Here is a 26348-nt window from a genome sequence, read left to right as displayed (position 1 = left end):
GGATCTGCTTTACGCGATCCTGTCCCTATTGTCGTCATTTCCGCGTTGAAGACAATTAGGTGATGTGACATTAATTTGTTTCCAAACAGGCAACAGTTTGGCGGCAGGCAGGAGCAAAGTAATGTTGATCGGAAATCTTGATGCGATGACTGTTTTCGCCCGTGTGGTTGAAGAACGCAGTTTTTCAGGAGCGGCGCGAAAGCTTGGCATGTCAAAATCCGCCGTCAGCAAACATGTCACCAAGCTTGAAGATAATCTTGGCATTCGGCTTTTGAACCGGACCACAAGACGGCTAAGCCTGACCGATGCCGGATCAACATTTTATCAGCATTGCGCGCGTGTGGTCGAAGAAATCGAAACCGCCGAGCATGCCCTGACCGATTTACGCGGTACTCCTCGCGGCACACTTAGAATATCGGCACCCCTGACGTTCGGGCAGATGTATTTGCCTGCACTTGTCACAGAGTTCATGGAACAGTATCCCGGTCTGCATGTCGACATTCATCTGGCCGATCATATGGTTGATCTCGTCGCCGAAGGTGTTGATATGGCGATCCGTATTACCAGACTGAAAGACTCAAGTCTGATCGCGCGCAAACTGGCAGATTTTTCCAGTCACATCGTCGCGGCACCATCGTATTTGCAAGAACATGGAGAACCGAAAACGCCACAAGACCTGACCCAGCATAAAACACTGTCCTACACCAACCTTCCCAGCCCGAACATTTGGGATTTCAACGGGCCGGACGGACAGGTCAGTGTACGTGTTGACCCGGTTTTATCGTGCAATAACGGTGAATTCACCTCAACCGCGGCAATTCGCGGACTTGGCATTGCGCGCGAGCCGGAATTCATTGTCGCTCAAGCCCTTTTGGATGGACGTTTGGTGTCGATCCTAAAGGACTTTAATGCCGATAGCGGGGGGGGCATTTACGCGGTTTACCCCGAACGTCGCCATTTGCCGACAAAGGTTCGGGTCTTTATCGATTTTCTGGTGGACAAGTTCCGGGGCGGATTATGTTCGTTCCATCAACAAACCTGCGCGGATGTGGCCCAAGGCAAAGGCCCCATTCGTTCGTCATAGTGACTCAAAGGTAAAATGGCGGTTCGATCTATTTGCTTTCCACCCGCCAGCCAACCAGACAAAACGCTCCGATCAACAGCGCAATCAACGGGATCGGCAATAGATTGGTGATGCCACCAACAATGGTGCGATAGCTGTCTGTTTCAAGAAAACCTGCCCAGTTCAATCCATGTCGGACCCGGTCGCTGGGGATATGACGGAAATCGGGAAGTCCGTTTTCAATACGCCCGATATATCCATCATTTTGCGCAACCAATCCGGCAAGGATTTCGGGGGTGGAATTTGTATTGCGTGATTCGGCGGTCAAAACGTCGCGATCAACATGCAAGGCCGTTTGGGTTCGGTCACTAAGGTCCCGTCCTCTTACCCGGATCAATCCGCGTTCAGCCATGGGAACTACGGCCTGCCATGTCTGGTCGGGTTGTTTTTCAAAGGCGGCATTTACCTGTTCACCGGTTTCGGGGTTGATCACACTTCCAATTTCGGGATTTGCCCCAATTTTTCGCCAATTCAGGATCAGGCTTTCGCCATCCGCACTGCGTACAGTCGTGATGGTGTTTTCATCGAGTGCCGGTTCTTTCATCAACCAATGCGATAACCGGCGCAGAAGTTCCGCCACCGGGCCACCGCCATCATGACCGCGCTGCCAAAGCCACATCTGATCGGAACTGAGCATCGCAACCCGGCCTTCTTCGACCCTTTGAAGGGTCAAAAGTGGCATATCATCTGCACCTGTCATCAATGTCATGACATCGGGATCGGATGTTCTGGTTTCGATTTGCCGGTACCAACGACCCCATTTGGGCGGGGTGCTTGGCGAGCCGGCAATTGCGGCTGTGACGGGATGTAACCGGCCGGCATCGTTCACGCGCGGCACAAACGGTTGTTCCATAATCCGGCCGGTCGCAACCGCGGGCATCAGGTCATTTAGCACTGTACTCGAAAGCCCGTCTGCCCCGATATATTCCGGCCCGGCGACCACCAGTGCCGCACCACCCCATTTTACGTAATCGACAACCTTTTCCAGATAATGAGCCGGCAGCACACCGCGCATTTGATAACGATCAAAAATGATCAAATCAAACTGGCGAAGGCGTACTTCAAACAGGTCACGAATGGGAAAAGGAATAAGAGCCAATTCATTGATCGGGGTGTCATCGCCCTTCTCGGGGGGGCGCAGGATGGTGAAATGCACAAGATCAACCCCCGGATCAGCCCGTAAAAGATTACGCCATGCACGTTCACCCGGATGGGGTTCCCCCGATAACAACAGTACCCGCAACCGGTCGCGAACCCCGGTGGTTTCAAGGATCAGGCGGTTGTTGGTTTGATCGGTTTCATCTTCGATCTCGTCCATGCGCAGTTCGGCCAGAACCGGTCCAGCATGAGGAACCGGGATGTTGATGCGGTGTTGTTCATTGGCAGGCAGGTAGATTTCTTTCTCGGTGCCATCTTCAAGCAACATGCGCACGGCAATCGGTGTGCCTTTGGCAAGGTCATGATCAATGGCCTCGACCATGAATTCCGCGTCCTTGCCAACAATGCCGTAATCGGCACTTTGACGAATTTGCAATCGTCTGTCGTGTTCGTCTTCATGTCCGGTGATCAACACATGCAGTGGAGCCCCGAGATCAAGTCGGGCGGGCACATCGTGCACCTGACCATCGGTGATCATCATGATCCCGCCAAGCCGTTCACGGGGAATGCCGCCAAGCAAGCGATCGACAACCGCAAACATGCGGGTATCAGATTGGCCTGTGACATCCTCAAACCGCAGTTCAATCGTATCATTACCGGCAAAACGGTCGCGAAGTTGCTTGATCGTTTCGTCGGTTTGCTCGGACCGGTCGCCAATTTCCTGGCTTGCACTGCGATCCACAAGGACCAGCACAATGTCGCTCAATTTTTCACGGTCCTGATCGGCAAACTGTGGTGCCAACAGTGCAAGCAGCACAAGCACCATCACCACCCCGCGCCAGATGGTGCCGCGCAGTCGAAACAGGGCAAAAACCACCACCGCAATCAGGCACAGCACAGCCAGAATCTGCAAAATACCGATATCAAGCAACGGCGATATCTGAAGATTCTGCCAGCCTTGGGTCATCGGCCAAGCCTTTCAAGGATGGCGGGTAAGTGTACCTGATCACCCTTGTAGCTGCCGGTAAGCGCATACATCACAAGATTAACACCAAACCGAAACGCCATTTCGCGCTGTCTTGGTGAAATATCCTCGGCGCGCATTTCTTCTCGGCCTTCGGGTAACATCCATGCTGACGCCCAGTCATTGCCCCCAAACAGCACCGATGCCACGCCGTCTAATCGCTGATCCGGACGGGCATCAAGCCAAATGGGGGCGGAAAACCGGCCATAGGCATGATCAAGCAAATAAAAACTGCGAAAGACGATGTGATCACTTGGGGCACGGTCAAGGATCGGGATTTCAAGACCGGCCAGAAGGCGCCGCAACCGGGCGGGTTCAACTTCGCGGTCGCGGCTGTCGATTAGGATCATGCCACCGTTTTCAAGGTACTTGTTCAACCGGTCACGTGCCCGTTCAGAAAACGGTTTCTGACCATCGACAAGCGGCCAATAGATCAAGGGATAAAAACTCAGTTCGTCTGTTTCCGGATTGACCCCGTCGACACTGCTAAGATCGGCCGCACTGCGTCGGCGCAGGATTTCGGTTAATCCTGCCATGCCGGCCTGACTAAGCCGGTCCACCGGTGCTACACCGGTTTCAAAATAGGCCAGTCTGGGCGACAAGGCCGCTTCCTGAAGGGTTGCGGCATTACCATCGGTCGTAGATGACAACAGCACTGTGATGGTCGACGTGCCAAGCATTGCAAGTGCGATGAGGGTGGATGTCGCCGCATTGCTTTGCCGGTTGCGGCGCAGACTGACGTGATGGACAGCCAGTAAGGTAAGCCCATCGATCACCAGTAGAAGCAACGCCCCAATCAGGCACAATGCCGCCAAATCAATCTGGTTATGATCCGTGATTTTGCGTTTATCAATCCCGGATGGCCACGTCACATCATTGGCAAGTGATCCCAGAAACGGACCAAGGTTCAGGGCAACTGCCTGACCGTTTTCGCCGTAAATGCCGGGCGGATGACGTGGTGTCGGTGTAGCGAGTGGCGCACGAAGGGGCAGGATCATCGCATCGGGTTGATGGGCCTGTCCAAACCCGTCAAGGACCGATTGCGGCGGTAAACTGGTTTGCAGTTCACCACTGTTGGGATTGCTCGGACTGGCAAGCGGCAGGATTCTTTGCCACAGCTCAACAAAAAGTCCCGACATCGGCAAGTTCGACCAATCGGCCCAAGGGGTGACGTGAAACAGCACAAGGCGCCCGGCATTTTGCGCGGAGCTGGTAATCAAGGGGGTGCCATCCGTCAGACGTGCCCAGGTTTTGCTCAAAATATCGGGGTCTGGTTCGGCCAGCAATTGCCGGGTAATGGTAATTTCCGGTGGAATGGTAATGCCAAAAAACGGGCTGGTTTCAGGGAAATCAAGCAATCGTTTTGGCTTTTCCCACGACATGGAACCGCCAAAGTCGCGATTGCCCAAACGCAAGGTGACGGGCAAAAACTCATTGCCGATTTCTGTCGAACTGTCGCCAGCAAACCGCACCAGCATGCCGCCGTCGTTGACCCACCTTTCAAGGTTTTTATGTTGGCTGCCCAATCCAGAAATCGGGCCGGTTGCCACCAGAACATCGACTTTCTGTTCTAGCAATTTTCCAAGCGGCTGATAGATGACGTCGGCATAGGGGGACAGCGCCCGATCAAGGAAGAAATACCGGTCCGATAAAACCGCCGGACTGTCCCCGGAACTGACAATCACACCCACGCGACGTTGTTGCCAACGCGCACCTGTTTGAAACACCGTCGCGGCACTTTCGCGTCCCTCAATGCCGACGGTTTGAATGGCATTGGCGATATCACTTGGCAAAAGGACGGTCAGTTCGGTTTGTTCAGTATCCGCAGCAATTTCGGCGTTGTGGCGCAACAGGACCGACCCACGCTCGCCGCGCGCAAGAAGATTGATCGTGCGGGCTGTGTCGCCGCGATTGTGGGAAAGTGTCGCGATCAAGCCAGTGCGTGACCGGATCAAGGATCGTACCGCTATTCGATCATTAATCGTCGGTTCGATCACCGTGATCGGGGCGATTTGAAGAAGCTCCTCGGCAAGTTCGGATTTGCCGGGGTTTGCCATCTGGTCGCTCAGCCAAAGTACACTGCCAATCGTTGTGTTCATTTCCTGTTGATTGGAAATCAGATCAGACAGGGCAAAATAATCAGCCGCCCAAGGACGCGGTTGTAACCGGCCAATAAGGTCTTGCGCCCCGCGCGGCGAAAGTGGGCCGACAATGTCGGGCAGTTTCCACGTGGTGGCACCGGCTGCCTCGGGGGCGGTACGCGCGATATAAACCGATTGCAGATCAAATCGTGCCTTATTGATGATCTGATCCAAGGCGGAGCGGTATTGCGACCACTCGGGGGCACTCGACCAGCCATTGTCGACAATGATCAAAATCGCGCCATTGTTCTGGGCAAATTCGTTTCTGTTCATCACCGGGCGGGCTGCTGCGACAATCAGCAAGGTCAGAATAAGACAGCGCAGAATGGTTTGCCAAATTGGCGCACGCTGAACATCCCGGCGCTGGCTTTTTAAGCCGCGCAGCAATCGGGCCGCGGGAAACGTGATTTGCTTTGGCGCGCGTGGGGCAGACCGGATTAACAGCCAGACAATCGGCAGGACCATAAGGCCTGCCAGCATCGCCGGATACAGGAATGTGATGGCCGAAAGGCTCATGACGTCTCCTGCGTTTTATGACCGTCCGGGATGGGGCGGTTCAGGTTGGGGCGTCCACGCCCGTTTGATCCGCTTTGGTTCTGACGTTCGCTAAGATGTTGATAAAGCGCCAGTAGGGTCGGGCTTGCACTTTCCGATGTGACGTGACGGTCGCACAGCCAGTCGTTCTGGCGCGCAGCATCACGGACATCTGCCCGCCATTTTTGTGCCCGGCTTTTGAAACCCTCGGCGATGTCTTCGAATTTCTCGCTTTTGAAAATCAGGGTGTCATTGGAATCAACGAAATTGACCCGCCCCTGAAACGGCGGCGAGATTTCGGCAGGGTCCAGAATATGAACCAGTGCCCCGTCATTCTGATATTGGCCCAAATGACGGACGGCATTTCGTGTCTGGGTGCCGTGATCGGCAAATTCCAGAAAATCGCCCAACACCAAAACAGAATGTTTGCGACCGGGGTGCATGTTCAGGCCTTGCTCGGCGATGCTTGGTGGAGAGGCCAACATGGCATGTGCCAGTTTTTCCAGATGTTCGGCGGATGTAACCCGGGTACGTTCGACATCAAACGTGCCAACGGTTTCACCATTTCGGATCAAAAGGTCGGCCAGGGCAATCGATATGATAAGTGTGCGTTCGGCCTTGCTTGGAATGTCGCGTGCAGATGACCAGTACATGGATGGCGATAACACGGGCCAGATCCAGTAATTGTGGCTAGCCTGCCATTCAGTTTGACGGATGAAGGTATGATCACTGCGTGCGGAACGGCGCCAGTCGATCTGATTGGTTGGATCGCCCGGAACATATGGGCGGAACTGCCAAAAATCACTGCCTGGCCCGACCTTGCGGTTGCCATGCAATCCCCCGCGCAGACTGATGGCTGTCCGGCGGGACTCATCAATCAGCTGGGGCAGTCGTGCTGCCAGCGCACGGGCAGCAGCAACATGATCATGCACGGCATTAAGCGCCAATTCTTAGCTCTCCTGAAGGTGGGCGAGGGCATCTGTGATCAGGCTTTTTGCAGTATATCCTTCGGCACGCGCACCATAGGTCAGGCCAAACCGGTGGCGTAGAATGGGAACAGCCAGTTCAGAGACATCTTCAATCGATGGCGCAAACCGGCCATGCAGCATCGCCCGTGCCCGGCAGGCTAGTGACAGTGATTGGGCGGCACGTGTTCCCGGACCCCATGCAACATTGTCGCGGATATCGACCATTGATGTACTTTCCGGGCGGCATTCGCGGCACAATGCAATGATGATATCAAGCACGCGGTCAGGCATCGGCAGGCGGCGGACAAAATCCTGTGCCTCGGCCAGATCATCGGCCTGAAGAACCTGTCTTGGCCGGGTGGGATAGCGCCCGGTGGTTTCTGTAACGATTTTGCGTTCTTCATCCGCATTGGGATAGGCCAGACGCACTTCAAGCAAAAACCGGTCAAGCTGTGCTTCTGGTAACGGATAGGTGCCTTCCTGTTCGAGCGGGTTTTGGGTTGCCAGAACATGGAACGGTTCAGGAAGCTTGTGGCTATAGCCCGCCACTGACACTTCGTGTTCCTGCATGGCTTGGAGCAGTGCTGATTGGGTGCGCGGACTGGCACGGTTTATTTCGTCGGCCAGAAGAAGCTGGCAGAACACTGGCCCCTTGATAAAGCGAAAGGCGCGCTTGCCGTCCGCGCCTTCTTCAAGGACTTCGGAGCCAAGGATATCGGCAGGCATCAGGTCAGGGGTGAACTGAATGCGCTTGTCCAAAAGGCCTAGTACTTTGCCCAGTGTATGGGCGAGTAAAGATTTCCCAAGCCCCGGCGCACCAACCATCAAGACGTGGCCGCCAGATAAAATACCGATAAGTGTTTGCTCTACTGCCTCATTCTGCCCAAATATAATGGATGACACCATTTTGCGGGCTTCGGCCAGTCGACCGACACATTCGTCCAAACGCGCGGCGTCGCGTTCAAGACTGCTATCTTGGGAAAACCCCATCTCTTCGGGGAAACGTGGCGCGTTTGTCATGGCGGGAGACTTTGCTTCCTCTGTTGCAGTGCAATCGCTGGCCAGATTAGGGAACGCAAAAGAATTCACATAATCACTACGGGAAAACATTCGGTTCCGGAGTTAACTGTACAGCATGAGCAATAACGAAAAAACCACCGATCTCGCCGAAAAACTTTGGTCGCGCCTGCGCGGGCAAAAGCCCGACACCGGACGGCATCCGCAGATTTGCGGTGATATCCCTATGTCTATAGGTCGGGATGGCACTTGGTTCTATCAAGGTGGGCCCATTGGCCGAATTGAGTTAGTGAAACTTTTTTCTTCTGTTCTGCAACGTGATGAAGAAGGCGGTCATTGGCTTGTGACCCCGGCTGAAATGGCGCGTATTGACGTTGAAGACGTTGCATTCATAGCCGTTGAGATGGAAAACAAGGGCACTGGCCATGATCAGACCCTTCGATTCCGCACCAATATTGATCAATGGGTCGAATTGGACGGGGATCATGCGTTGCGGGTTGAACATGATCCTGAAACCGATGAACCATCGCCTTATATCGCGCTTGAACGCGGGCTTGAGGCGCGCCTGAACCGGGCGGTATTTTATCAGCTTGTCGAATTGGCTGAGGAAATCATTGAACCTGAGACCGGGATGACGAGTATAGGTGTATACAGTAACGGACAGTTTTTTGAGATTGGCCGTATGGAGACCGTTTAATGACGCCAGCAGAAATCATTGCCGCACTGAATGCACCGCGCGGTGATGCCGTGCAGCGCCGTGGTGATCACGCTGTCGATTATCCCGGATCAAAATCGCGCGCGCGCGCCTTTGCTGACGGGGATTTGATTGCCCGTCCTGCGGCGGTTCTGGTTCCACTTGTCAAACGGACCAATGGATTACATGTCATTTTAACCCGTCGGACGGATCATTTAAGTGATCACGCCGGACAAATCAGCTTTCCCGGCGGCCGACAGGAAGAATTCGACGCGACCATCGAAGAAACGGCCTTGCGCGAAACCGAGGAGGAAATTGGTCTCAATCGGGGCCATATTGAACTGATTGGTCGCATTGATGATTATTATACCGTGACGGGCTATCAGGTGACCCCGGTGATCGGGCTTGTGACACCGCCGTTTGATCTGGTACCAGATGATCACGAGGTGGCCGAAGTATTTGAAGTCCCGTTGGAATTCATCCTCAATCCGGGCAACCAGAAACTGCAAACCGTGACCTTTGAAGGCACACGACGGCGATATTTTGCCATCCCGTACCGGGAATATTATATCTGGGGTGCGACCGCCGGGATGCTGGTTAATTTTAGCGAAGTCCTGCGGGCATCGCGCACCGAGATGCACACATAAATGACGTTCAGGGAAAAAGCGTAATGCTAAGACAAATCATTCAGATTGGCCTGCCCCTGATACTGCCGTTTGTCATCTATGGCATCTGGTTGAAATTCGCACGTGCCAAAGCCATCCGCGAAGGCCACGATATCGTGCCACCCTGGAGCAAAGGTCCGTGGCTGTTGCTGTTTGGTGCGGGTGTTGCGTTAACCGCAGCAATCCTTATTTACACGGCACTTGGGACTGGTGCGCCGCCTGATTCCATTTATCATGCGCCTTCATTGCGTGACGGTGTTGTCGAACCGGGCTACTTCGAACCCAAAAAATAACACCCCACGACCTTTGAACTTAGTCCTGCCCCTAGACAACTGACGGACATCAAGACTGTGCGATGACAGGAATGGAAGCAACAGGCAGATTGCGGCCCTATGGCATTATGGTCGCGGATGATACGGCACGCGTGTTTGACGCCATCGAACAGCACGGCGGGCGTGCCCGTTTTGTTGGCGGTGTCGTACGCGATGCGTTGCTCAGACGTGATCTGCATGATGTTGATATTGCCTGTGACCTTGGCCCGGATGAAACCACATCCGCACTTGAAAAGGTTGGTATCCGGGTAATCCCGACCGGGATCAAGCATGGTACAGTGACTGCAATCACCGATGCCGGTGCGTATGAGATTACCACGTTGCGGGTTGATGTCTTAAGCGATGGTCGTCATGCCGAAGTTGCCTTTACCGACAACTGGCTTGAAGACGCCAAACGGCGCGACTTTACATTCAACGCGATTTATTGCGATTTGGACGGCACTCTTTATGACCCGTTTGATGGTCAAACCGATCTGGGCGATGGGCGTGTCAGGTTCATTGGCACAGCGGAAAATCGCATCGCCGAAGATTTCCTGCGTATTTTGCGGTTTTTCCGGTTTCAGGCGTGGTTTGGCCGTCCTCCGATTGACCCGGTTGGCGCCGAAGCCTGCCGCAAGGGCGCGCGTGGATTGCTTGATATTTCGCCTGAACGCATCCGCGATGAAATGTTAAAGCTGCTGCTGGCCAAAAGCCCGGCGGGCACCGTTGGCGAGATGATCGGATTTGATATTTTACCCGTGATCTTGCCGCAACTGACCCAGACGGCGAACCTGCGCATCATGCAATGGCTTGATAGTACCGCATTGGCCGACCCGGCCATTCAACCCGATCCCCTTCGACGTTTGGCAGCACTGTTTAAGCCCACAGATGACAACGATGTTAGCGCTAACATCGCCGAAGAATTCGCTCGGTCCTTACGTTTGTCAAACACCGAAGTAGATCGGTTTAGTGCGATGATTTCTGATGCGGCGCTGATTGAATCCGACCTTGATGCCGATACCGTTCGACGTGATTTGTATCGGATTGGGGCGGATCGTTTTCGGGATGCTGTTCTTTTGGCATGGAGCATGCGGGCTTCTGTCCCGCCGCGGTGTACCCAAGACGAAAACAAAGGCTGGCAAAACCTTGTTGCAGCCGCCGCTGATTGGCAGCCAAGACACCTGCCAATCCAAGGTCGCGATATTCTGGCCGCCAAGCTTGCCCCGGCGGGCCCGAAAATCGGCATGCTGTTAAAGCAGGCCGAAGAATATTGGCTGGATCGTGGCTGTGAACCCAACAGCGCAGAACTGATCAAATACCTTGCCAGTCACCCGATGACGGACGAACAGGAAGCATAATGAGCAAAGCTACTACTGGACATCGCATTTGCTGTTTTGGTGACAGTCTGGTCAATGGTGTGCGTGATGGGGAAAAAGGCGGCTGGCCGATGCGATTGGGCCGCCGTTTGCTGGGCGAGGCAAAGCGCGAAACCACCATTTATAATCTTGGCATTCGCGCTGAAACGACCGAGGGCCTGAAAGCACGTTGGAAGTTTGAAGCCGAACTGCGCATGGTGGCAGAGTTTCCGTCGGTCTTGTTGTTCAGTTTTGGCGTCAATGATGCCAATCATGCCGAAGACCGGGGTGAGGAAACCACTATGCGGGTATCACCGGCCAAATCGGCGGGCAATGCTGCAGAGATTATCGGCGAAGCTGCCAAACTGGCACCGACACTGTGGATCGGGCCGCAGGCGGTGATTGATGGCGGCAAATCAAGTCAGGAAATCAACGAACGGCTTGAAGGGCTTAACCAGATTTATCTGGAAACCGCGCGTGGGTTTGATGTGCCCTATCTTGATCTGCTTGGCACGACACTGACCGATGAAACCTGGCAGCGTGCATTGCGCCGTGGCGATGGCTACCATCCCGATAAGACCGGCTATGACCGGCTGGCTGATTTAATCTGGGATTGGAATGACTGGCAAAAAGCGGTTGGTCTGATCGACTGATCTTTGCGGTATTCAGCAGGGCCGCCGTGTGGAGACGCCTGAAAATCAGGCGTAGATATCGATATACTGACCACGGCCATTTGATGGGCTTGCACCAGCATTCGCTGTGCCAGACGGACCATATCCGGTGGAGCCAAATTGTTCGATATCGTTTTCTAGAACGATGTCACGTGCGTTATTGCTTACAAACTGTTGCTTTTGATTGCGGTCCTGTTCAAAGGCGCGCACTGCGCGTTCAATTTCTTCGTCCGATGTAACGGCAGCCTGATTGTTCTTATCGACAATCTGGTCTTGCTGTTGTTGATCCTGCTGGGGTTGTTGACGCGGTGCGATTGGCCGCGCTGGACGAACCGGAATAACTTGTTGCAGGTCGGATGAAGAAGAAACGCTGACCATCGACGTGAAATGCTCGTTTAAAATGGTGTTATTTTGATGGGATATTAAACGCAGCGTAGATAAATAAAAGCATTATTTTGCTGTTTTCAAAGCCGTATGGCGTCTTCGATTTCGCGCGATATTCAAGGAAAACCGACCAAATATCGATAAACCCGAACTGCTTTAGGCGGGGATATGCGTAATTTCATCGCTCGTGCCGGGCATTTCATAACAGGCACTGGCGAACCGCGTGGGGCTGCTTTTTGCCGTCGCTTTCAGTTTGGCGGCCGCGATTGAAATATGATCAAGGGTAATGTCGCTGCGTTCCGGGGGAATGCGCACCATCGCCGCACTAACACTCATCAGGTCAAAGCGGGCTTCAATACCGTCACGTCCCTTACCGGTCAGATATCCAGCTTCGCGTGTTTCGGCGTCATAGAAGCTTTTGATCTGCTCATCGAACATGGACTGAACGCGTTTAACTGCGGCGACGGCTTCTTCGAAATCAATCGATTGAACATAGGCAAAGAAATCATCGCCGCCAATATGACCGACAAACCAGTCATTCTGGCTTAGCACCTTGCCAAGGATATCCTTGAACAACAGGATCGCCCGGTCCCCCTGACGGAACCCATAGCGGTCATTGAACGGTTTAAAATTGTCAAAATCAAAATAGACAGCAAAGCGGCGCTTGCGCGTGTTCGACAGTGCATTTGCCGCATAACGGTAAATCGCACTATTACCCGGAAGACGCGTTAGCGGGTTTTCATCACGTGCATTTAGCGTGTTGCGTTCATTCACCGCATGCAAAAGCGCACTTTGGTCAAGCACGCCAAGGTATCGGCCATTTTCGGTCAGGATGACGCCGTCAATTGCCTTGGTGTTAACAAACGTCTCAAGCAGTTCCGATAGGCTGGTTCGGATATCGGCAACCGGACAGCGGCGCAGAAACCGTTTGATATTGGTGCGATTGGCCGGATTTTGCAGCAACTCGCGCCCAAACGGGGTGTAGATGAAAGATTTGAATTCAGAATCACGCACCACGCCAAGCGGTTCGCCATTTTGATTAACCACTGGCACCAGTGAAATATCCGGGTTGTGCTGAAAATAGGTCAGGATATCAACCGGGTTAATGTCGCTTGGTAGGGCGGGTGTATCGAGAAGGTAAGACCGTACAACATCGTCGTCACGTTCGGTTTGTCGGCGGTTGTCGGCGGCAAGGTCGGCCGCAATCTTGATGGTGTCTGTTTGTTCAGGCAATTCTATTGATGGATGGGCCAGGAAAAAACCCTGTACAAGGTCACAGCCAAGTCGGCGACAGCAGAGGAATTCTTCGCGGGTTTCGACACCTTCGGCGACGACCTGTGCGGCAATCATATGGGCAAATGCGTTGATTTGCGTGACAAACAGTTCCTTGCGACGGTCGCGGTCGATGCCGTCGATAAAGAACCTGTCAATCTTGATGATATCAGGCTCGCATTCATAGATCGCACGCAACTGGGCAAAGCCACTGCCGTAATCGTCGATGGCAATTTTAAAGCCCTGACTGCGATAGCGGACCAAAATATCTTGAAGATACTGGGCGTTGCTGATGTCGTGACGTTCAGAAATTTCCAGAAAGATCGTGTCACGCTCAAGCCCGGCATCTGACAGCAATTTTGCCGTTTGCCCAGGTTGGTAATCTTCGGTCTTAATGACGCGGTTATCAAAATTATAAAACAGTTTCAGGCGCGTGGCACCGGGGAGGCGGGCAAACTTTTTAATCGCCTTTTCACGCAGCATCATATCAACGCTGTGCAGATTGCCGGTTTCCCAAGCCGTATCAAACAGGGCCTGAATGGATGCGAACCCAGCACTATCCCAGCGCCGTAGCAACGCTTCATAACCAAAAACATGCCCAGTGTGCGGGCTGACAATCGGCTGGAAGGCAAAGTCGACTTTGTCGACAACCTGTTGCCAGTTTCGAAGCACGGCAGGCTGGGCGGTGGGTCTGTTGGTTGTCACTGCGTTGTCTGCATTATGAGCCAATGCAGTTCCCCGATTTGCCAAAATGTTTTTCGTTCCCTAGTGAATAGGATAAAGACAGTTTTTGTTTGATTTGCTCTAGCTCAGGTTTGGCAACAACTTGATGACAGTACGGTTACTGATATATGACAACCGCAGAAAACGTGCATTTTTTCGTAAAATGACCGTCGTTTACCTATACGAACGGAGTAGACAAATCTTGCGGGGCTGCGTGCGTTACTCGGTTTTAGTCATATATGCCAGTGGATGATGTTCCTGCACCAGCCCGCGCAACCGTGACTCGAGAACATGAGTATAAATTTGCGTGGTTGAAATATCCGAGTGGCCGAGCATTTTTTGTAAACTGCGCAAATCCGCGCCGTTGGCCAAAAGGTGGCTGGCAAAGGAATGACGCAAAACGTGCGGGGATACCCGTGACGGTGCCACACCTGCATCAACCGCCAGATCCTTGATCATGTTCAGGAACATTTGCCGGGTCAGATGCCCGGTTTTTCCACGTGACGGGAAAAGGTATGAGGATTGCCCGGCGCGGTTTGTATGGCCGTCGGATTTGTCTGATGGAATAAAAGCATCGCGCACCGCAATGTAGTCACGCAGGGCATCACGGGCCGGATCGGATAAGGGCACCAGACGTTCCTTGTCGCCTTTGCCCCTGACAATCAGCATTTGGGGATCGCGTGCCGCCGCCGCATAGGGCAGTTCAACCAGTTCGGAAACCCGCATGCCTGTGGCATACATCAATTCAACCATCGCCAAAAGACGTTTGCCTTTAATCCCGGAATGATTGGATGCCGCCGTAATCAGGCGATCAATTTCATCGATCGTCAGGAACTTTGGCAAGGTCTGGCCTTGCCGGGGACTGTCGATATTGGCTGATGGGTCTTCGTTGCGATACCCGTCGGAATACAGGAACTTGTGAAATTGCCGAACGGCTGAAAGTCGCCGTGCCTGTGTGCGCGGCGCAAGCCCGGCTGCACCGAGTTCGGCCATATAGCGTCGCATATCACCATCACGCGCGGTCACAGGATCAGATTTTCCTGCCTTTAACGATCCAACATAATCGTCAAGATCGCGGCGATAGGCATCAAGCGTATGTGGACTTGCCCCGCGTTCCGCCGCCATCATTTCAAGAAAGGCCGAAATCAACGCGCTTGCAGGTGCCTTTGTCATTGCACGTGCCGTTACCGATCAGAGGCCAGAAGAAGCTCAACGGCCAAGTGCTGTGCATCTGCTTGAAGGCCAACCATGGTCAGGGCGGCAACCGTATCGGCAAGTGCCTTTGGATCGGCATTTGGCATGGTTGCAATCTGTTGTGCCTGAATGGCCATTGCGACGGTTTTTGCCTTTTGATTGCCGGTTGCGCCAACGCGCAGGTAATGATTGACCACACTGCTGATGGTCGTGCGTTCTTCGGCATAAGGTGCAATCAGCAAGCTGTTCCACGCCCCTTCGGGAACCTCGATGCCAAATCCGTCATACAGGTTGTAAACCAGTTCGGCATTACGTCTTGCCGCAGCCTGATCGGAACGGGCTGCTTGTATTTCCTGCCATTCGGTCATGCGGGACCGATGATCGGTTAAGGCCTGCAAATCGACCGTTCGCGATGGCTGTGTCTGTGCCGGTGTCACAGCACCACCCAGACCAAAACGTGGTTGATTGGTGGTCGCACCATTCATGACGTCCTGATTGACTTGAACGGCATCATCGTTTGGTTTTGGTGCGCCGGTGTCTTCGAGACCTGATATGGCGAGAACCGGGTAAAGCAGGCTCAAGCGTGACGAAATATCATTGCCGGGATTTGCCGAAGACTTGGCAACCTGATGCCAGCTTGCCGCACGTTCGATGCTGTTAACCGCGATGGATGTCTTAAGGGCCGTAATTGCGAACCAAGAGAAATCACCATTTATCGGGATTTCTTCCACCAATGGCGCGCAAAGCCGCGCGGCCTGAAGGAAATCGCCTTCGATCTGGGCGGTTTCAAAAAGGGCTGCGAGTATTTCTGCACGTACGGCAGGCACATCGCTTTTGGCGGCAGCCTGATAAAGTTTGGCGTACTGACGCGCCTGAACGCCTTCGGCGGCATCATCAAGCGCATCTTCAAGATCGGCCGGATCGAAATTAACCGCGCTATAAATATCGCCGAGCTGTTGTGCACTAATCAAGCCAAGATTTTCGGCCTTGCGGGCGGCTTCAAGGCGCACATCGGTCGGGGTTGCAACCGCGTTGGTGAGGCCAATGATGGACACGGCATTCCCGGTTTCAAGCTGACTTTCCGGGATGGATTGTTTGGCGATAGACAAAAGCGCGATATCAATCGGGCGCAAGTCAGTCAGTAGGTCGGCATTAACCGCCGTTCCACTTCGAATGGCCGCGACCAGGCCAAAGAATGTTGCGTCACTTTCGCCGTCCATTTCGCGGACAAGGTCGACCGAAAATGCTGCAGATGTCGGATCATTGGCATGAAGCGCGCACATGGCGGCTGCTTTGAGCCAGAACATTTCATCGTAACTGGCGCTGTAGCTTTCAATCGTAGCGCAGGCGTCATCGATGCGCCCTGCAATCAGAAGCGCGTTGACTTCGGCCTGTGCCAGCATGGCCCCACGCGATCCTTGCGGTGTGGCGCGAACCAGATCAATTGCACCGTCAAGCGCACCCATGTTGATCAGTTTGGCAACGCGTGCCTCAAGCAAACTGACCTTGGGCATGTCTTGCGGCAGGGCTGCCACCGACAGTAATAGCCGTTGTTGTAAATCACGTGCGGTATGTGTGGCCGGGGTGGCGGGAAGTTCCGAAACCAGCTTGGCAGCTGATTTACGGGTCGTGCCGTTCCACATATCAACACCAAGACCGCCCTGCGACGGATCAAGGGTGCCGACTGCTTCTGCATCAATAGCCTGAAGGGTGACGGACTGAACCGCATTTGGATCAGACGGGAAACTGTCAACAGACGTTGAACCCGACCCAAATCCACCGGGGTTTGAACCGGTTGTGCCATTGTTGGCTGGCGTGTCGTTCCCAGGCTGAGTTACCGCGTCTTGCTGTGCTTCCTGTTTTAAAAACAAGGGTACAGGTGCTGAGTTCTGGGCACTGGCGGTTCCCGGCGCAAGTCCGGTTCCCGTCATCATTGCCAGCAAACAGGTCTGCAGTAACAGGCGGGAACGCAATGTCATCTTAATTGAACCTCGAATTCGGGATGGTTTCTTCGATTTGGCTGGTTGGGGCCGGAATATCCCAGGTGACCAGGAAAACGGCGCCGCCGACGATTACAGCAAGGACCAGCAACAGAATAATACGCGATAAGATCTTCATTTTTATCCAGACTTCGATGCGTTTGTGCGAATGACGCGTCTACCAGTATGCTGACGAAGCAGAAAGATGCAAGATACGCAAACAGCGATATACCCAATCGGGCAAAATCCCGCTTGTGACTGTTCGGCTTTGCCTCATCCGTGCCGTGATACAGGTTTATGTTCAACGGGCTGGATGACATTCTATTTCGGCAACTTCAAGGCAGTATAGGTGTCGGTTCCTCACAGAGCGTTAACAGCAAAGTCGCAAAGAACAATTGTCTGATCCGCATTCATAATCGCGGTATATAACGTGCGAGAACAATTTTACGCGGTAAATTGTCGCAAAGAGCGTGCGGTTTGCTTGCGTTCGAGGCTAAGCTGGCCTAAAGAATTAGGTAAATTTTGTTGAAACCAGATGAACTACAGGACTGCAAACCGAACATGGAGAGCAACATTGCCGAGTCGGGTTTGCACGAAGATGTGATTGCCAAAATCCGCCGGGGCCTTAAGGGTTACCCTTTGGTTTTCATTGGCCTCATGGGTGCAGGAAAAAGCTGTATTGGCCGTATGGTCGCCAAGGAACTGAACCTGGATTTTGTCGATGCCGACCGCGAAATAGAAGAAGCCGCTGGCTGCTCGATTGCTGATATCTTCAAGCTGTATGGCGAAGAAGCATTTCGCGACGGCGAGGAACGTGTGATTGCCCGTCTGCTCGAAGGTGACCAGCTTGTGCTGGCCACTGGCGGCGGAGCCTTTGTTCGTGAGCGTACCCGACGCCTCATTCTTGAAAAATCTGTATCCGTGTGGCTGCGTGCCGATCTTGAACTGCTGTTGCAACGGACCAGCGGACGGACTCATCGTCCGTTGTTGAACCGGGGTAATCCGCGCAAGATTCTCGCAGATTTCATTGAGACTCGTTACCCGATTTATGCCGGGGCCGACATCATCTTTGATTGTGATGAATCGTCCAAAGAAGAAACCTGTGACGCAGTTCTTGAACTGATGGCCAAGTCCTTTGACGATGACGGCAATTTGATCAGAACAGGAAGCTAACACAGTGAGCAATCACGACACCCTTCGCGTTGAACTTGGCGCGCGCAGCTATGACATCCTTGTGGGCAGCAACCTTTTGGCCGATACCGCCAAATACATCGCCCCCTTCGTGCGTAAAGCCGGGGTTGTCGTCATCAGCGATGCGGTCGTTGCCGACAAACATCTGCCCACGGTTCTGGCGTCCCTTGATGGTGCAAACATCGCGCACCGCGAAGTTGTTGTGCCGTCGGGTGAAAAATCCAAAAGTTTTGCCACGTTCGCAGATGTCGTCGAACAGATACTGGCGATGGGAATTGAACGGTCGACCGTGATCATCGCATTGGGCGGTGGGGTTGTTGGCGATCTGGCCGGCTATGTGGCGGCGTCATTGCTGCGAGGGCTTGATTTCGTGCAAATCCCAACGACGCTTTTGTCACAAGTCGATAGTTCTGTCGGCGGGAAAACCGGTATTAATTCCAAATCGGGCAAGAACCTTGTCGGTGCGTTTCATCAGCCGCGCCTTGTTCTGGCCGATACCGCCGTTCTCGACACATTGTCGGCGCGTGAAATGCGCGCTGGCTATGCCGAGGTTGCCAAATACGGCCTGATTGATGATCCGGACTTCTTTGCGTGGCTTGAACAAAACGGGCAGGCGGTCATCGATACCGATGGCCCAGAACGCCGTCAGGCCGTGATTCAAAGCTGTGCGGCAAAGGCCCGCATTGTGTCCGAAGACGAACGCGAAGGCGGCAAACGCGCTTTGCTTAACCTTGGTCATACATTCGGTCATGCATTTGAAGCCGAAACGGGTTATGGGCAGAAACTTCTGCACGGCGAAGCGGTTGCCATGGGCATGGTGATTGCGCATGACGTGTGTGGTGCCATGGGCATGGCACCCGCAGGTGAAAAAGACCGCATTGTCGCGCATTTGAAATCGGTTGGTTTGCCGGTATGCGCATCGGAAGTTTCGGGCATGCACTGGGACATCGACAAGGTCATCAGTCATATGTCGCGTGACAAAAAGGTCCGCGACGGCGAGATCACCTTTGTCATGACACGTGGTATTGGCAAGGCGTTTACATCCAAGGCGATGGATGTGGACAAAATGCGCGCGGCCATTACCCGGTCATGCCGCGGCTGAGCGTCGTGCGATCCATATTAATCTGATTGTTTCTGTCTGGTCGTTTTAACGACCAGACTTGTGAAGTCGTTGACGTAGCGACAATTGACCTTACAAGTGATTTACGGACAAAGTTGTCCGGTTGCGATCACTCTTTGGAGACGGCCCTGAATGACAATCACGATTGTCGTGATTTTTTTCCTGCTGATGTTGTCGGCATTTTTCTCTGGCTCGGAAACCGCGCTTACGGCAGCGTCGCGTCCGGTCATGCATCACAAGGAACAGGATGGCGACCTCAGAGCCGCGACGGTTAACCGGCTGCGCCAGTATCAGGAACGTTTGCTTGGGGCGATTTTGCTGGGCAACAATATGGTCAATATTCTGGCCTCTGCCCTTGCGACCTCGGTGATGATCGAACTGTTTGGTGAAAACGGTGTTGTTTACGCCACCATCGCCATGACCGCACTTGTTCTGGTGTTTTCGGAAATTCTGCCAAAAACCTATGCGCTTCAGCATGCCGATACCATGGCGCTGCGTGTGGCCCGCCCGATGAGCATTCTGGTGGTTGTTTTTGCACCCATCACGCAAAGCATTCAGGTGATTGTTCAGGCAACCTTACGCCTGTTTGGCAGCGGCGAAGGCCCGGGCATGGACAGCGAGCGCGAATTGCGCGGTGCGATTGAACTGCACGCCGATGATGTTGTTGTCGGTGACCATCATGCTGAACGCACGATGTTACATGGCGTGCTTGATCTTGAAGACGTTGGCGTCTGGGAAATCATGGTGCATCGCCGTAAGGTGCAGATGATCGACATCACCCGTCCGATGGACGAAATCCTTGATACAGTTCTGGCCAGTCCGCACACCCGTATTCCGATTTATGAGGAAGACCCCGATAACATCGTTGGCGTTCTACATGCCCGCGAAGTGTTAAAGGCGGTCGTACGCGGGGCCAAACCGGCCACAGCAAAAGAAGTCCGTGAACTGAGTTCTGAGGCATGGTTCATCCCCGATTCAACGACCCTTGCCGATCAGCTTAAGGCGTTCAAGGAACGCCACGAGCATTTTGCAATTGTTGTTGATGAATACGGCGCGTTTGAAGGTGTGGTTTCACTCGAAGACATCCTTGAGGAAATCGTGGGTGATATCGCCGATGAAACCGATGTCGAAGTGATTGGTGTACAGCCGCAAACCGACGGATCGGTCATTGTGCGCGGTGATGTGACCATCCGGGACCTGAACCGTCGTTTCGCATGGCGTCTGCCCGACGAAGAGGCCGCAACGGTCGCAGGATTGTTACTGTATGAGACCCGACGCATTCCCGATGTTGGTCAGCAGTTCCGTTTCCACGGATTTGAATTCGAAGTTCTGCGCCGAATTCGCAATCAGGTCACCCGCATCCGCATGCGTGAAGTGACAGACCTTACCACCGACGACCGCGAATAGGCGGTCGTTCTCTGCCGGTGGTGTCGCCGTGCTTTGATTTCCCGTTTTGACGTAAACAGTTTTAAGTTTTTCGACTTATGGGTTAAAATCAGGTTTGAGCTCTTGACCCAAAAGATCGCAGGACCATTTTAAAATAAGGTCCACTGCGTTTCATCGCGCAGCACCAGATGATCTGATCGGGTTTGGACATGTGGCAACATCAATCTGCAGAGAGAGAAGCATGGATACGAAAATCGTACCAGGCGTGGTCAAGGAACAATCCATCGCGACCCTTAACCCAGCCGATTCCGTGATGGATGCCGTCAACATGATGTCGGAACGAAAAATCGGCGCGGTTGTCATTGTCGATAACGCGGCAAAGCTCGCCGGTATTTTCACCGAACGCGACCTTGTGAACCGTGTGGTCGCAAAGGGTGAAGATCCAGCCACCACACCACTTTCAAAAGTCATGACAGCAAATCCTGATACGCTGGGACCAAACGATACCGCAATGAATGCGCTGGCACTTATGAGTGCACGTCGTTATCGCCATCTGCCGGTTGTCGACGGGGATGTGGTGATTGGCATGGTTTCGATCCGCGATCTGTTTAACGTGGTTAAAGCCCAACTCGAAGAAGACGTTCGCGAACGTGAAAAGTTCATCTTCGGGTCGGATTACGGCGTGGCATAGGCGCCTTAACACGTTTATTTATCTTAATCTTTTATCTTCATTCTTTCGCGATGACGGGGGCATGGTTCCCGTCATCGCGTGGAATGATTGGGCAAGGCAGGACTTTGCCACTTGACATCACATGGGTGAAGGACTTTACGTTTACGTAAAGGAGAGATAGCCCCATGCCATTATCCAGCCCCGCCGCCCGCGAACATATTCACACCCGCACTGTGACCTGTCAGGGTTTTCGCCGCGCAGATGGTTTGTGGGATATCGAAGGTCATATCACCGACACCAAAACATACGGATTTGCCAACAACGACCGCGGCGAAATCCCGCCCGGTGTGCCGGTTCATGAAATGTGGCTGCGGGTGACAGTTGGCGATGATCTTGTGATCCGTGCGGTCGAAGCCGTCACTGATTATGCACCGTTCAATGCATGTGATGCGATTGCACCGGCATATGAAAATCTGGTTGGGCTGAAACTCGGGCCGGGGCTTAGAAAGCAGATCAGAGACCGGGTCGGCGGCATTCACGGTTGCACGCATCTGACCGAATTGATGGGCCCCGTGGCGACCACAGCCTTTCAGACAATCTTTCCGATCCTTTCGCGTGAGGCCGAAGAAAAACGTCTGGCGGAACTGGCGGCGGGTGAAGGTCCCGATCCCGCCAGTGCGCCAAAGAAACGAAAAATGCCGCTGATTAATACCTGTCATGGTTGGTGCAGTGATGGTGCTGCGGTCAAGCGCATTGCACCAGATTTCTATACCGGCGATGAACTCATCGACGAAGATGACGACAGCCTGCGGGAGCTTTGAAAACAAAGCCGGCATTGTCTTGCAAGTCCCTTACAGATTTCCAATATCTTTAAGGTTAGGGGCTACTAATTTATTGCGTTCTGCCCCCCTTAAGTATTCGTCCACTGCAATTGTCAGGCGACAGATGATGTGTTCCCGATGCAAAAAGGCAGCCATGCGACCTAAGGATATTGGTTTGCGCGATGTGTTCATACGCGGGCTGCTGACGGTGTTGCTTGGTTGTGGGGTCGGCGCTACTGGTGAAATCCCGGTCGCATCAGCACAAGAACTTGCCTTGCCCGTCGAAGAAGTCGGCCAGACTATCGGCGACGGGATGGATACGTTTTTGATCCTGCAAACCAATCTTCAACCGCCGTATCAGGAATTGCAGGACGGTATGCTAAGCGGTTATTCCATTGCCGTGCTTAATTGTGCCTTTGACCGGATTGGCATTGGATATGGGCTTGCGGTTGCCCCTCGCCTGCGAAACCGCGAAATGGTCCGAAGCGGCAGGGCCGATGGCTTTTTCCTTGCCCGCCTTAGCGCGTTCATGGACGAATATGCTGTGCCGTCCCATCCACTGGCACTGGAAAAGTGGGTTTGGATCTCCAAACGGGTCGAGGCCGATGAGCCCCGTTCTGGTCTGCGTAACAAACCGGGAGATATGTCTGCGGTTGGTGCAATCCTTGGATCGAATGAAGCCGAATGGCTTTTGGAAGAAGGCTACGCTGATATTAACCGTGCGCCATCATTCTCATCATTGGTTTCGCAAGTGATGGCAGGCCATGTGGAGTATGCGCTGGTTGATAAACAAAGTTTCGAAGCTGCCCGCACTGAGCTTGGTTTAGGGTCGGAAAATTTCGAACTGCGCTTTGAACGCTATGCACCGTTGGTCGTCTATTTTTCAAAAGTGTATCTGCAAAAATTCCCTAATATGTTGAATGATCTCAACGACAATCTGGAATTTTGTGAAACCGTTCCGATGAATCTGGAGCCATGGGAAAGGGCGGCGATTGAACGCGATCAATTGCCATCAATAGAAAAACTGGCGGGCGCATCGGAGCTGATCACAAAAATTCGCACCGAACTGGATGGCGCAACCTACGACACAGAAACCCGTAAACTGCTTGATGTTGAATGGATCGCCAAAGTCCGCAACGGTGACATTAGTCTTGCGGCGTCCAACATCTTGGAAAACGACCTGTCGCAATATTTGCGGAAATTCCAACAGGCATCGGGTGGTCACGTCGCGGAAGCCTTTGTTTTCAATCTTCGTGGCGAAGTGATCGGCATGAACCGGGTGACGTCGGACTTTGATCAGTCAGACGAGACGAAATTCCAAATGACCGACAACCTAAATCGCGGCCATGCCCAGATTGATGACATCCTTTTTGATGGCTCGACCCGTTCTTTCCTGTCGCAGATTACCGTTCCTGTAATTGATCCGGATACTGGCAACGTCATGGCGGCACTCACCGTTGGTTTGGATGTATCCGCCGCATTGCGCCCCGAAAGCTAAACTTCCCGGTCTACCCTGTTGGCGGTGTGATTTATTTCTCCGACGGATCAGTGATCTTGATGTTGATCTGGCTATACCAGTCCGATGCCTGCTGCATTTCGGCGTCTGTCAGATCTTTGGCAATCGGGGTCATGACATCATGTTTGCGCTTACCGGTCCGGAATGCCTTGATTTGGGTTTCGATGTAAATGTTGGTTTCCCCGGCCAAATTGGGGGCATCGGGCAAATCCGAAATACCGTTTACGCCATGACAACCAACACATAGCTCTGGTGCGTCGTCTTCTGTCTTGCCTGCAGGTAAGGTGGTCACAACGTCAAAATGATTGAACCATGTTGCGACATCCCTGATTTGGGCGGCGGATAATCCGCGCGCAACCACAGTCATCATTTCATGTTCGCGTTCGCCGCTTTTGAACGCGTGCAATTGCGCCATCAGATAGTCAACGGTTTCCCCGCCAATATGTGGTGCAATCGGAATGCGGGCCTTGCCATCCAGCCCGTGACAGGTTCGGCACATGCCCGCAACCTTGCGGCCATCTTTCAAGTCATCGGTTATTTGGTCGGCGGTGGCTTTAGAGGCCGGAACGTCGGAGTTTTGGGCGAACAGAACCCCGGCGGGCAAAAGCCCGCCGAGGAGTGCGATCATTAGAATACGCATCAATTGCCCTCATACCAGATGCGATACAGTGCACCGGCAAGATCATCTGAAACAATGATCGAACCATCGCGCAGTTGGGCGACATCTACCGGACGGCCGAGATATTCGTCATTCTCGTCAATCCAGCCTTCGGCAAAGGGTTCGATGCTGGCGTTTCCTTCGGCATCAATAAAGGTCACCATCACACGCGCACCAACCGGTGTCGTGCGGTTCCATGACCCGTGCTGGGCCGAGAATATGGCGTTCTTGTATTTGGCCGGAAACATCTTGCCCGTATAGAAGCTCATGCCAAGGTCGGCGGCATGGGCAACGGTTTCGACCGCGGGCATCACGACGTCATAGGGGACGTCCTGTCCGGCATATTCATTGGTACGGACATCGCCGCCGCCATACCATGGATGGCCAAAGTGCTGGCCAGCGGCAGTTTGATGGTTGATTTCGCCGGGCGGAATTTCATCGCCCATGCCATCGACCTGATTGTCGGTCCACCACAATTCGCCGGTTTCCGGATGGAAGTCATGACCGACGGAATTGCGTACCCCGTAAGTATACACTTCACGCTCGGTACCATCGGTATTGATGCGGATGATGCCGCCGATCCCGTGGTCGCGATACAGATCAAGTTTTTCAGGTGGGGACACGTTAAACGGCTGACCGAGCGAGATATAAAGTTTCCCGTCCGGACCAATTTTGCAAACGCGGGCGGTGTGATTGTAGCTTTCTTCTGCTGGCGGGATGAGATCGCCTTGCTTGATGACATTGAATGCTGCGACGTCCGGGCTTTCATAGAAAAATTCGGCTGCCGGGAAGGTCAGGACGCGGTTCTGCTCGGCGATATACAGCATGCCGTCAGGTGAGAAACATGGACCGTTCGGGATGGCAAAACGAAGGGATGGGGCAAAATCTTTCACCTCGTCGGCGACGCGGTCCTTGTTACGGTCGGTAACCGACCAGACCTTGTCTTTGCGTGTGCCAACAAAGACAACAACCCCTTGTGGGCCAACGGCAATATGGCGGGCGTCGGGAACAATGGCATAGAGACCAATCTTGAACCCGGGCGGCAATGTGATGCCATCAAGTGTCTTTTTGATCCCGGCGGCATAGTCGCCACCCTGTTCAATGACGGTGAATTCTGTCGTTCCGGTTGATTGGAAGTTTGAGAGCTTTTCGAGATTGTCCGGCGCAGGTGCTTGCGCATGTGCGGTACCGGATAAGACAAGGGCAATGGTCGCCCCGATAAGGCGCTTGTTCATTACATAGTCCTCCCGTTTAAACCAGATACCATTGACCGGTATCTGTGCCACGCCTGCAATGGTTGCAGGCGTGGCTTGTTCTTAAAGCAATGCGCTTAAACGGAAAGATCGTCTAGGTTGATTTCACAATGTGGAAATCGCCTTATGGATTTCTTTGTGCCGCTGCTGCTTCGTACTCGGCCGGGGTCATGGTTTTCAGGGCGAGTGCATGGACCCGGTCCTTGAGAAGCTGATCAAGGGCGCTATAAACAAGCCGCTGACGGCTGACGCGGTTTTCTCCATCAAATTTGTCAGAGACAACCAGAACTGAAAAATGGGACTCGCCACGCGGGTCTGCACCCGAATGACCGGCATGTTTCGACGAATCGTCGATGATTTCGAGTTTGGCCGGGGTAAATTCTTTGGTCAGGATGTCACGGATCTGATTGGCGACCTGCATGATAAGAGCCTCTATTTCCATTGGATGTTTGCAGATCACTGCAAAAAACGAAACGTAGGGTGACGTTCTGTCATGCGACGGCAGTTTTTCAAGCCTTTTATCGCATTTAATCGAACCGTATGATATTGCGAGCAGCGATATCCAGAACATATAGACGCA

23 protein-coding genes are annotated in these 26348 nt (G+C 53.3%); 12 read left to right on the top strand and 11 right to left on the bottom strand.

Annotated elements, in window-relative coordinates; all coding sequences use genetic code 11:
* Positions 1–121: 121 nt before the first annotated feature.
* Positions 122–1084 carry a LysR family transcriptional regulator gene (locus AMM48_RS12780; protein WP_102784357.1) on the top strand — a complete coding sequence of 321 codons (963 nt, stop codon included), beginning with the start codon at positions 122–124 and terminating at the stop codon, positions 1082–1084.
* 28 nt (positions 1085–1112) lie between these two features.
* Here AMM48_RS12780 and AMM48_RS12775 read toward each other — a convergent pair whose 3' ends face one another.
* From AMM48_RS12775 to AMM48_RS12760, 4 genes are read right to left on the bottom strand one after another with little or no spacing between them, the layout of a single operon-like run.
* Complete coding sequence (locus tag AMM48_RS12775; protein WP_102784356.1) at positions 1113–3188, bottom strand: hypothetical protein; 2076 nt, start codon at positions 3186–3188, stop codon at positions 1113–1115.
* A complete protein-coding gene (locus tag AMM48_RS12770) occupies positions 3185–5902 on the bottom strand; it encodes a DUF4159 domain-containing protein (protein WP_102784355.1) in 2718 nt (905 codons plus the stop codon). The genes AMM48_RS12775 and AMM48_RS12770 overlap by 4 nt, the downstream gene beginning before the upstream one ends.
* On the bottom strand, positions 5899–6867 hold the full coding sequence (locus AMM48_RS12765) for a DUF58 domain-containing protein (RefSeq protein WP_102784354.1): 969 nt from the start codon (positions 6865–6867) through the stop codon (positions 5899–5901). Before AMM48_RS12765 ends, AMM48_RS12770 begins: the two co-directional genes overlap by 4 nt.
* Positions 6868–6870: 3 nt before the next feature.
* A complete protein-coding gene (locus AMM48_RS12760) occupies positions 6871–7908 on the bottom strand; it encodes an AAA family ATPase (protein WP_102784509.1) in 1038 nt (345 codons plus the stop codon).
* 115 nt (positions 7909–8023) lie between these two features.
* Here AMM48_RS12760 and AMM48_RS12755 point away from each other — a divergent pair, with 115 nt between their 5' ends.
* The 5 genes from AMM48_RS12755 (at position 8024) to AMM48_RS12735 (ending at position 11583) form a co-directional block, all read left to right on the top strand.
* The gene (locus AMM48_RS12755) at positions 8024–8602 is read left to right on the top strand and encodes a DUF1285 domain-containing protein (protein WP_102784353.1); all 579 of its coding nucleotides are present in this window, start codon (positions 8024–8026) and stop codon (positions 8600–8602) included.
* Positions 8602–9246: a CoA pyrophosphatase gene (locus AMM48_RS12750; RefSeq protein WP_102784352.1), complete on the top strand. Its 645-nt coding sequence runs from the start codon at positions 8602–8604 to the stop codon at positions 9244–9246. Before AMM48_RS12755 ends, AMM48_RS12750 begins: the two co-directional genes overlap by 1 nt.
* A 23-nt stretch (positions 9247–9269) precedes the next feature.
* The gene (locus tag AMM48_RS12745; RefSeq protein WP_102784351.1) at positions 9270–9557 is read left to right on the top strand and encodes a hypothetical protein; all 288 of its coding nucleotides are present in this window, start codon (positions 9270–9272) and stop codon (positions 9555–9557) included.
* A gap of 62 nt (positions 9558–9619) precedes the next feature.
* A complete protein-coding gene (locus AMM48_RS12740) occupies positions 9620–10933 on the top strand; it encodes a CCA tRNA nucleotidyltransferase (RefSeq protein ID WP_102784350.1) in 1314 nt (437 codons plus the stop codon).
* Positions 10933–11583 carry a GDSL-type esterase/lipase family protein gene (locus AMM48_RS12735; RefSeq protein WP_102784349.1) on the top strand — a complete coding sequence of 217 codons (651 nt, stop codon included), beginning with the start codon at positions 10933–10935 and terminating at the stop codon, positions 11581–11583. The genes AMM48_RS12740 and AMM48_RS12735 overlap by 1 nt, the downstream gene beginning before the upstream one ends.
* A 45-nt stretch (positions 11584–11628) precedes the next feature.
* Here AMM48_RS12735 and AMM48_RS12730 read toward each other — a convergent pair whose 3' ends face one another.
* The 4 genes from AMM48_RS12730 to AMM48_RS12715 form a co-directional block, all read right to left on the bottom strand.
* Entirely contained in the window at positions 11629–11979 is a 351-nt protein-coding gene (locus AMM48_RS12730) for a hypothetical protein (RefSeq protein ID WP_102784348.1), read from the bottom strand.
* Between the two features lie 162 nt (positions 11980–12141).
* Positions 12142–13962 (bottom strand): GGDEF domain-containing protein, encoded by a 1821-nt coding sequence (locus AMM48_RS12725; protein WP_244271220.1) that lies wholly within the window; start codon positions 13960–13962, stop codon positions 12142–12144.
* 237 nt (positions 13963–14199) lie between these two features.
* Entirely contained in the window at positions 14200–15153 is a 954-nt protein-coding gene (locus AMM48_RS12720) for a site-specific tyrosine recombinase XerD (protein WP_102784346.1), read from the bottom strand.
* An 11-nt stretch (positions 15154–15164) separates the two neighbouring features.
* Positions 15165–17153 (bottom strand): antifreeze glycopeptide, encoded by a 1989-nt coding sequence (locus AMM48_RS12715; protein ID WP_102784345.1) that lies wholly within the window; start codon positions 17151–17153, stop codon positions 15165–15167.
* Between the two features lie 561 nt (positions 17154–17714).
* On the opposite strand from AMM48_RS12715, the gene AMM48_RS12710 reads away from it, so the two are divergent.
* The 6 genes from AMM48_RS12710 to AMM48_RS12685 all read left to right on the top strand — a co-directional run bounded on the left by AMM48_RS12710 (position 17715) and on the right by AMM48_RS12685 (position 23839).
* On the top strand, positions 17715–18326 hold the full coding sequence (locus AMM48_RS12710; RefSeq protein WP_102784344.1) for a shikimate kinase: 612 nt from the start codon (positions 17715–17717) through the stop codon (positions 18324–18326).
* Positions 18327–18330: 4 nt separating this feature from the next.
* On the top strand, positions 18331–19446 hold the full coding sequence (gene aroB / locus AMM48_RS12705; protein WP_102784343.1) for a 3-dehydroquinate synthase: 1116 nt from the start codon (positions 18331–18333) through the stop codon (positions 19444–19446).
* Positions 19447–19596: 150 nt separating this feature from the next.
* On the top strand, positions 19597–20871 hold the full coding sequence (locus AMM48_RS12700) for an HlyC/CorC family transporter (protein ID WP_022731569.1): 1275 nt from the start codon (positions 19597–19599) through the stop codon (positions 20869–20871).
* Between the two features lie 220 nt (positions 20872–21091).
* Positions 21092–21541 (top strand): CBS domain-containing protein, encoded by a 450-nt coding sequence (locus tag AMM48_RS12695; RefSeq protein WP_022731568.1) that lies wholly within the window; start codon positions 21092–21094, stop codon positions 21539–21541.
* Positions 21542–21705: 164 nt separating this feature from the next.
* Positions 21706–22341 carry a DUF2889 domain-containing protein gene (locus AMM48_RS12690; RefSeq protein WP_102784342.1) on the top strand — a complete coding sequence of 212 codons (636 nt, stop codon included), beginning with the start codon at positions 21706–21708 and terminating at the stop codon, positions 22339–22341.
* A gap of 154 nt (positions 22342–22495) precedes the next feature.
* A complete protein-coding gene (locus tag AMM48_RS12685) occupies positions 22496–23839 on the top strand; it encodes a hypothetical protein (protein WP_146030408.1) in 1344 nt (447 codons plus the stop codon).
* Positions 23840–23870: 31 nt separating this feature from the next.
* On the opposite strand, the gene AMM48_RS12680 is transcribed toward AMM48_RS12685, so the two are convergent.
* From AMM48_RS12680 to AMM48_RS12670, 3 genes are all read right to left on the bottom strand, one after another.
* Complete coding sequence (locus AMM48_RS12680) at positions 23871–24497, bottom strand: c-type cytochrome (RefSeq protein WP_102784340.1); 627 nt, start codon at positions 24495–24497, stop codon at positions 23871–23873.
* On the bottom strand, positions 24497–25750 hold the full coding sequence (locus AMM48_RS12675) for a PQQ-dependent sugar dehydrogenase (protein ID WP_102784339.1): 1254 nt from the start codon (positions 25748–25750) through the stop codon (positions 24497–24499). Before AMM48_RS12675 ends, AMM48_RS12680 begins: the two co-directional genes overlap by 1 nt.
* Before the next feature lie 142 nt (positions 25751–25892).
* Positions 25893–26189, bottom strand: a complete 297-nt coding sequence (locus tag AMM48_RS12670; protein WP_102784338.1) for a BolA family protein — start codon at positions 26187–26189, stop codon at positions 25893–25895.
* Between the last annotated feature and the right edge of the window lie 159 nt (positions 26190–26348).

It is taken from the genome of Thalassospira sp. GB04J01, from assembly GCF_000751115.1.
Lineage (GTDB): Bacteria > Pseudomonadota > Alphaproteobacteria > Rhodospirillales > Thalassospiraceae > Thalassospira > Thalassospira lucentensis.
The sequence above is the reverse complement of the archived record's forward strand: the minus strand, read 5'-3'. Positions and strand labels throughout refer to the sequence as shown.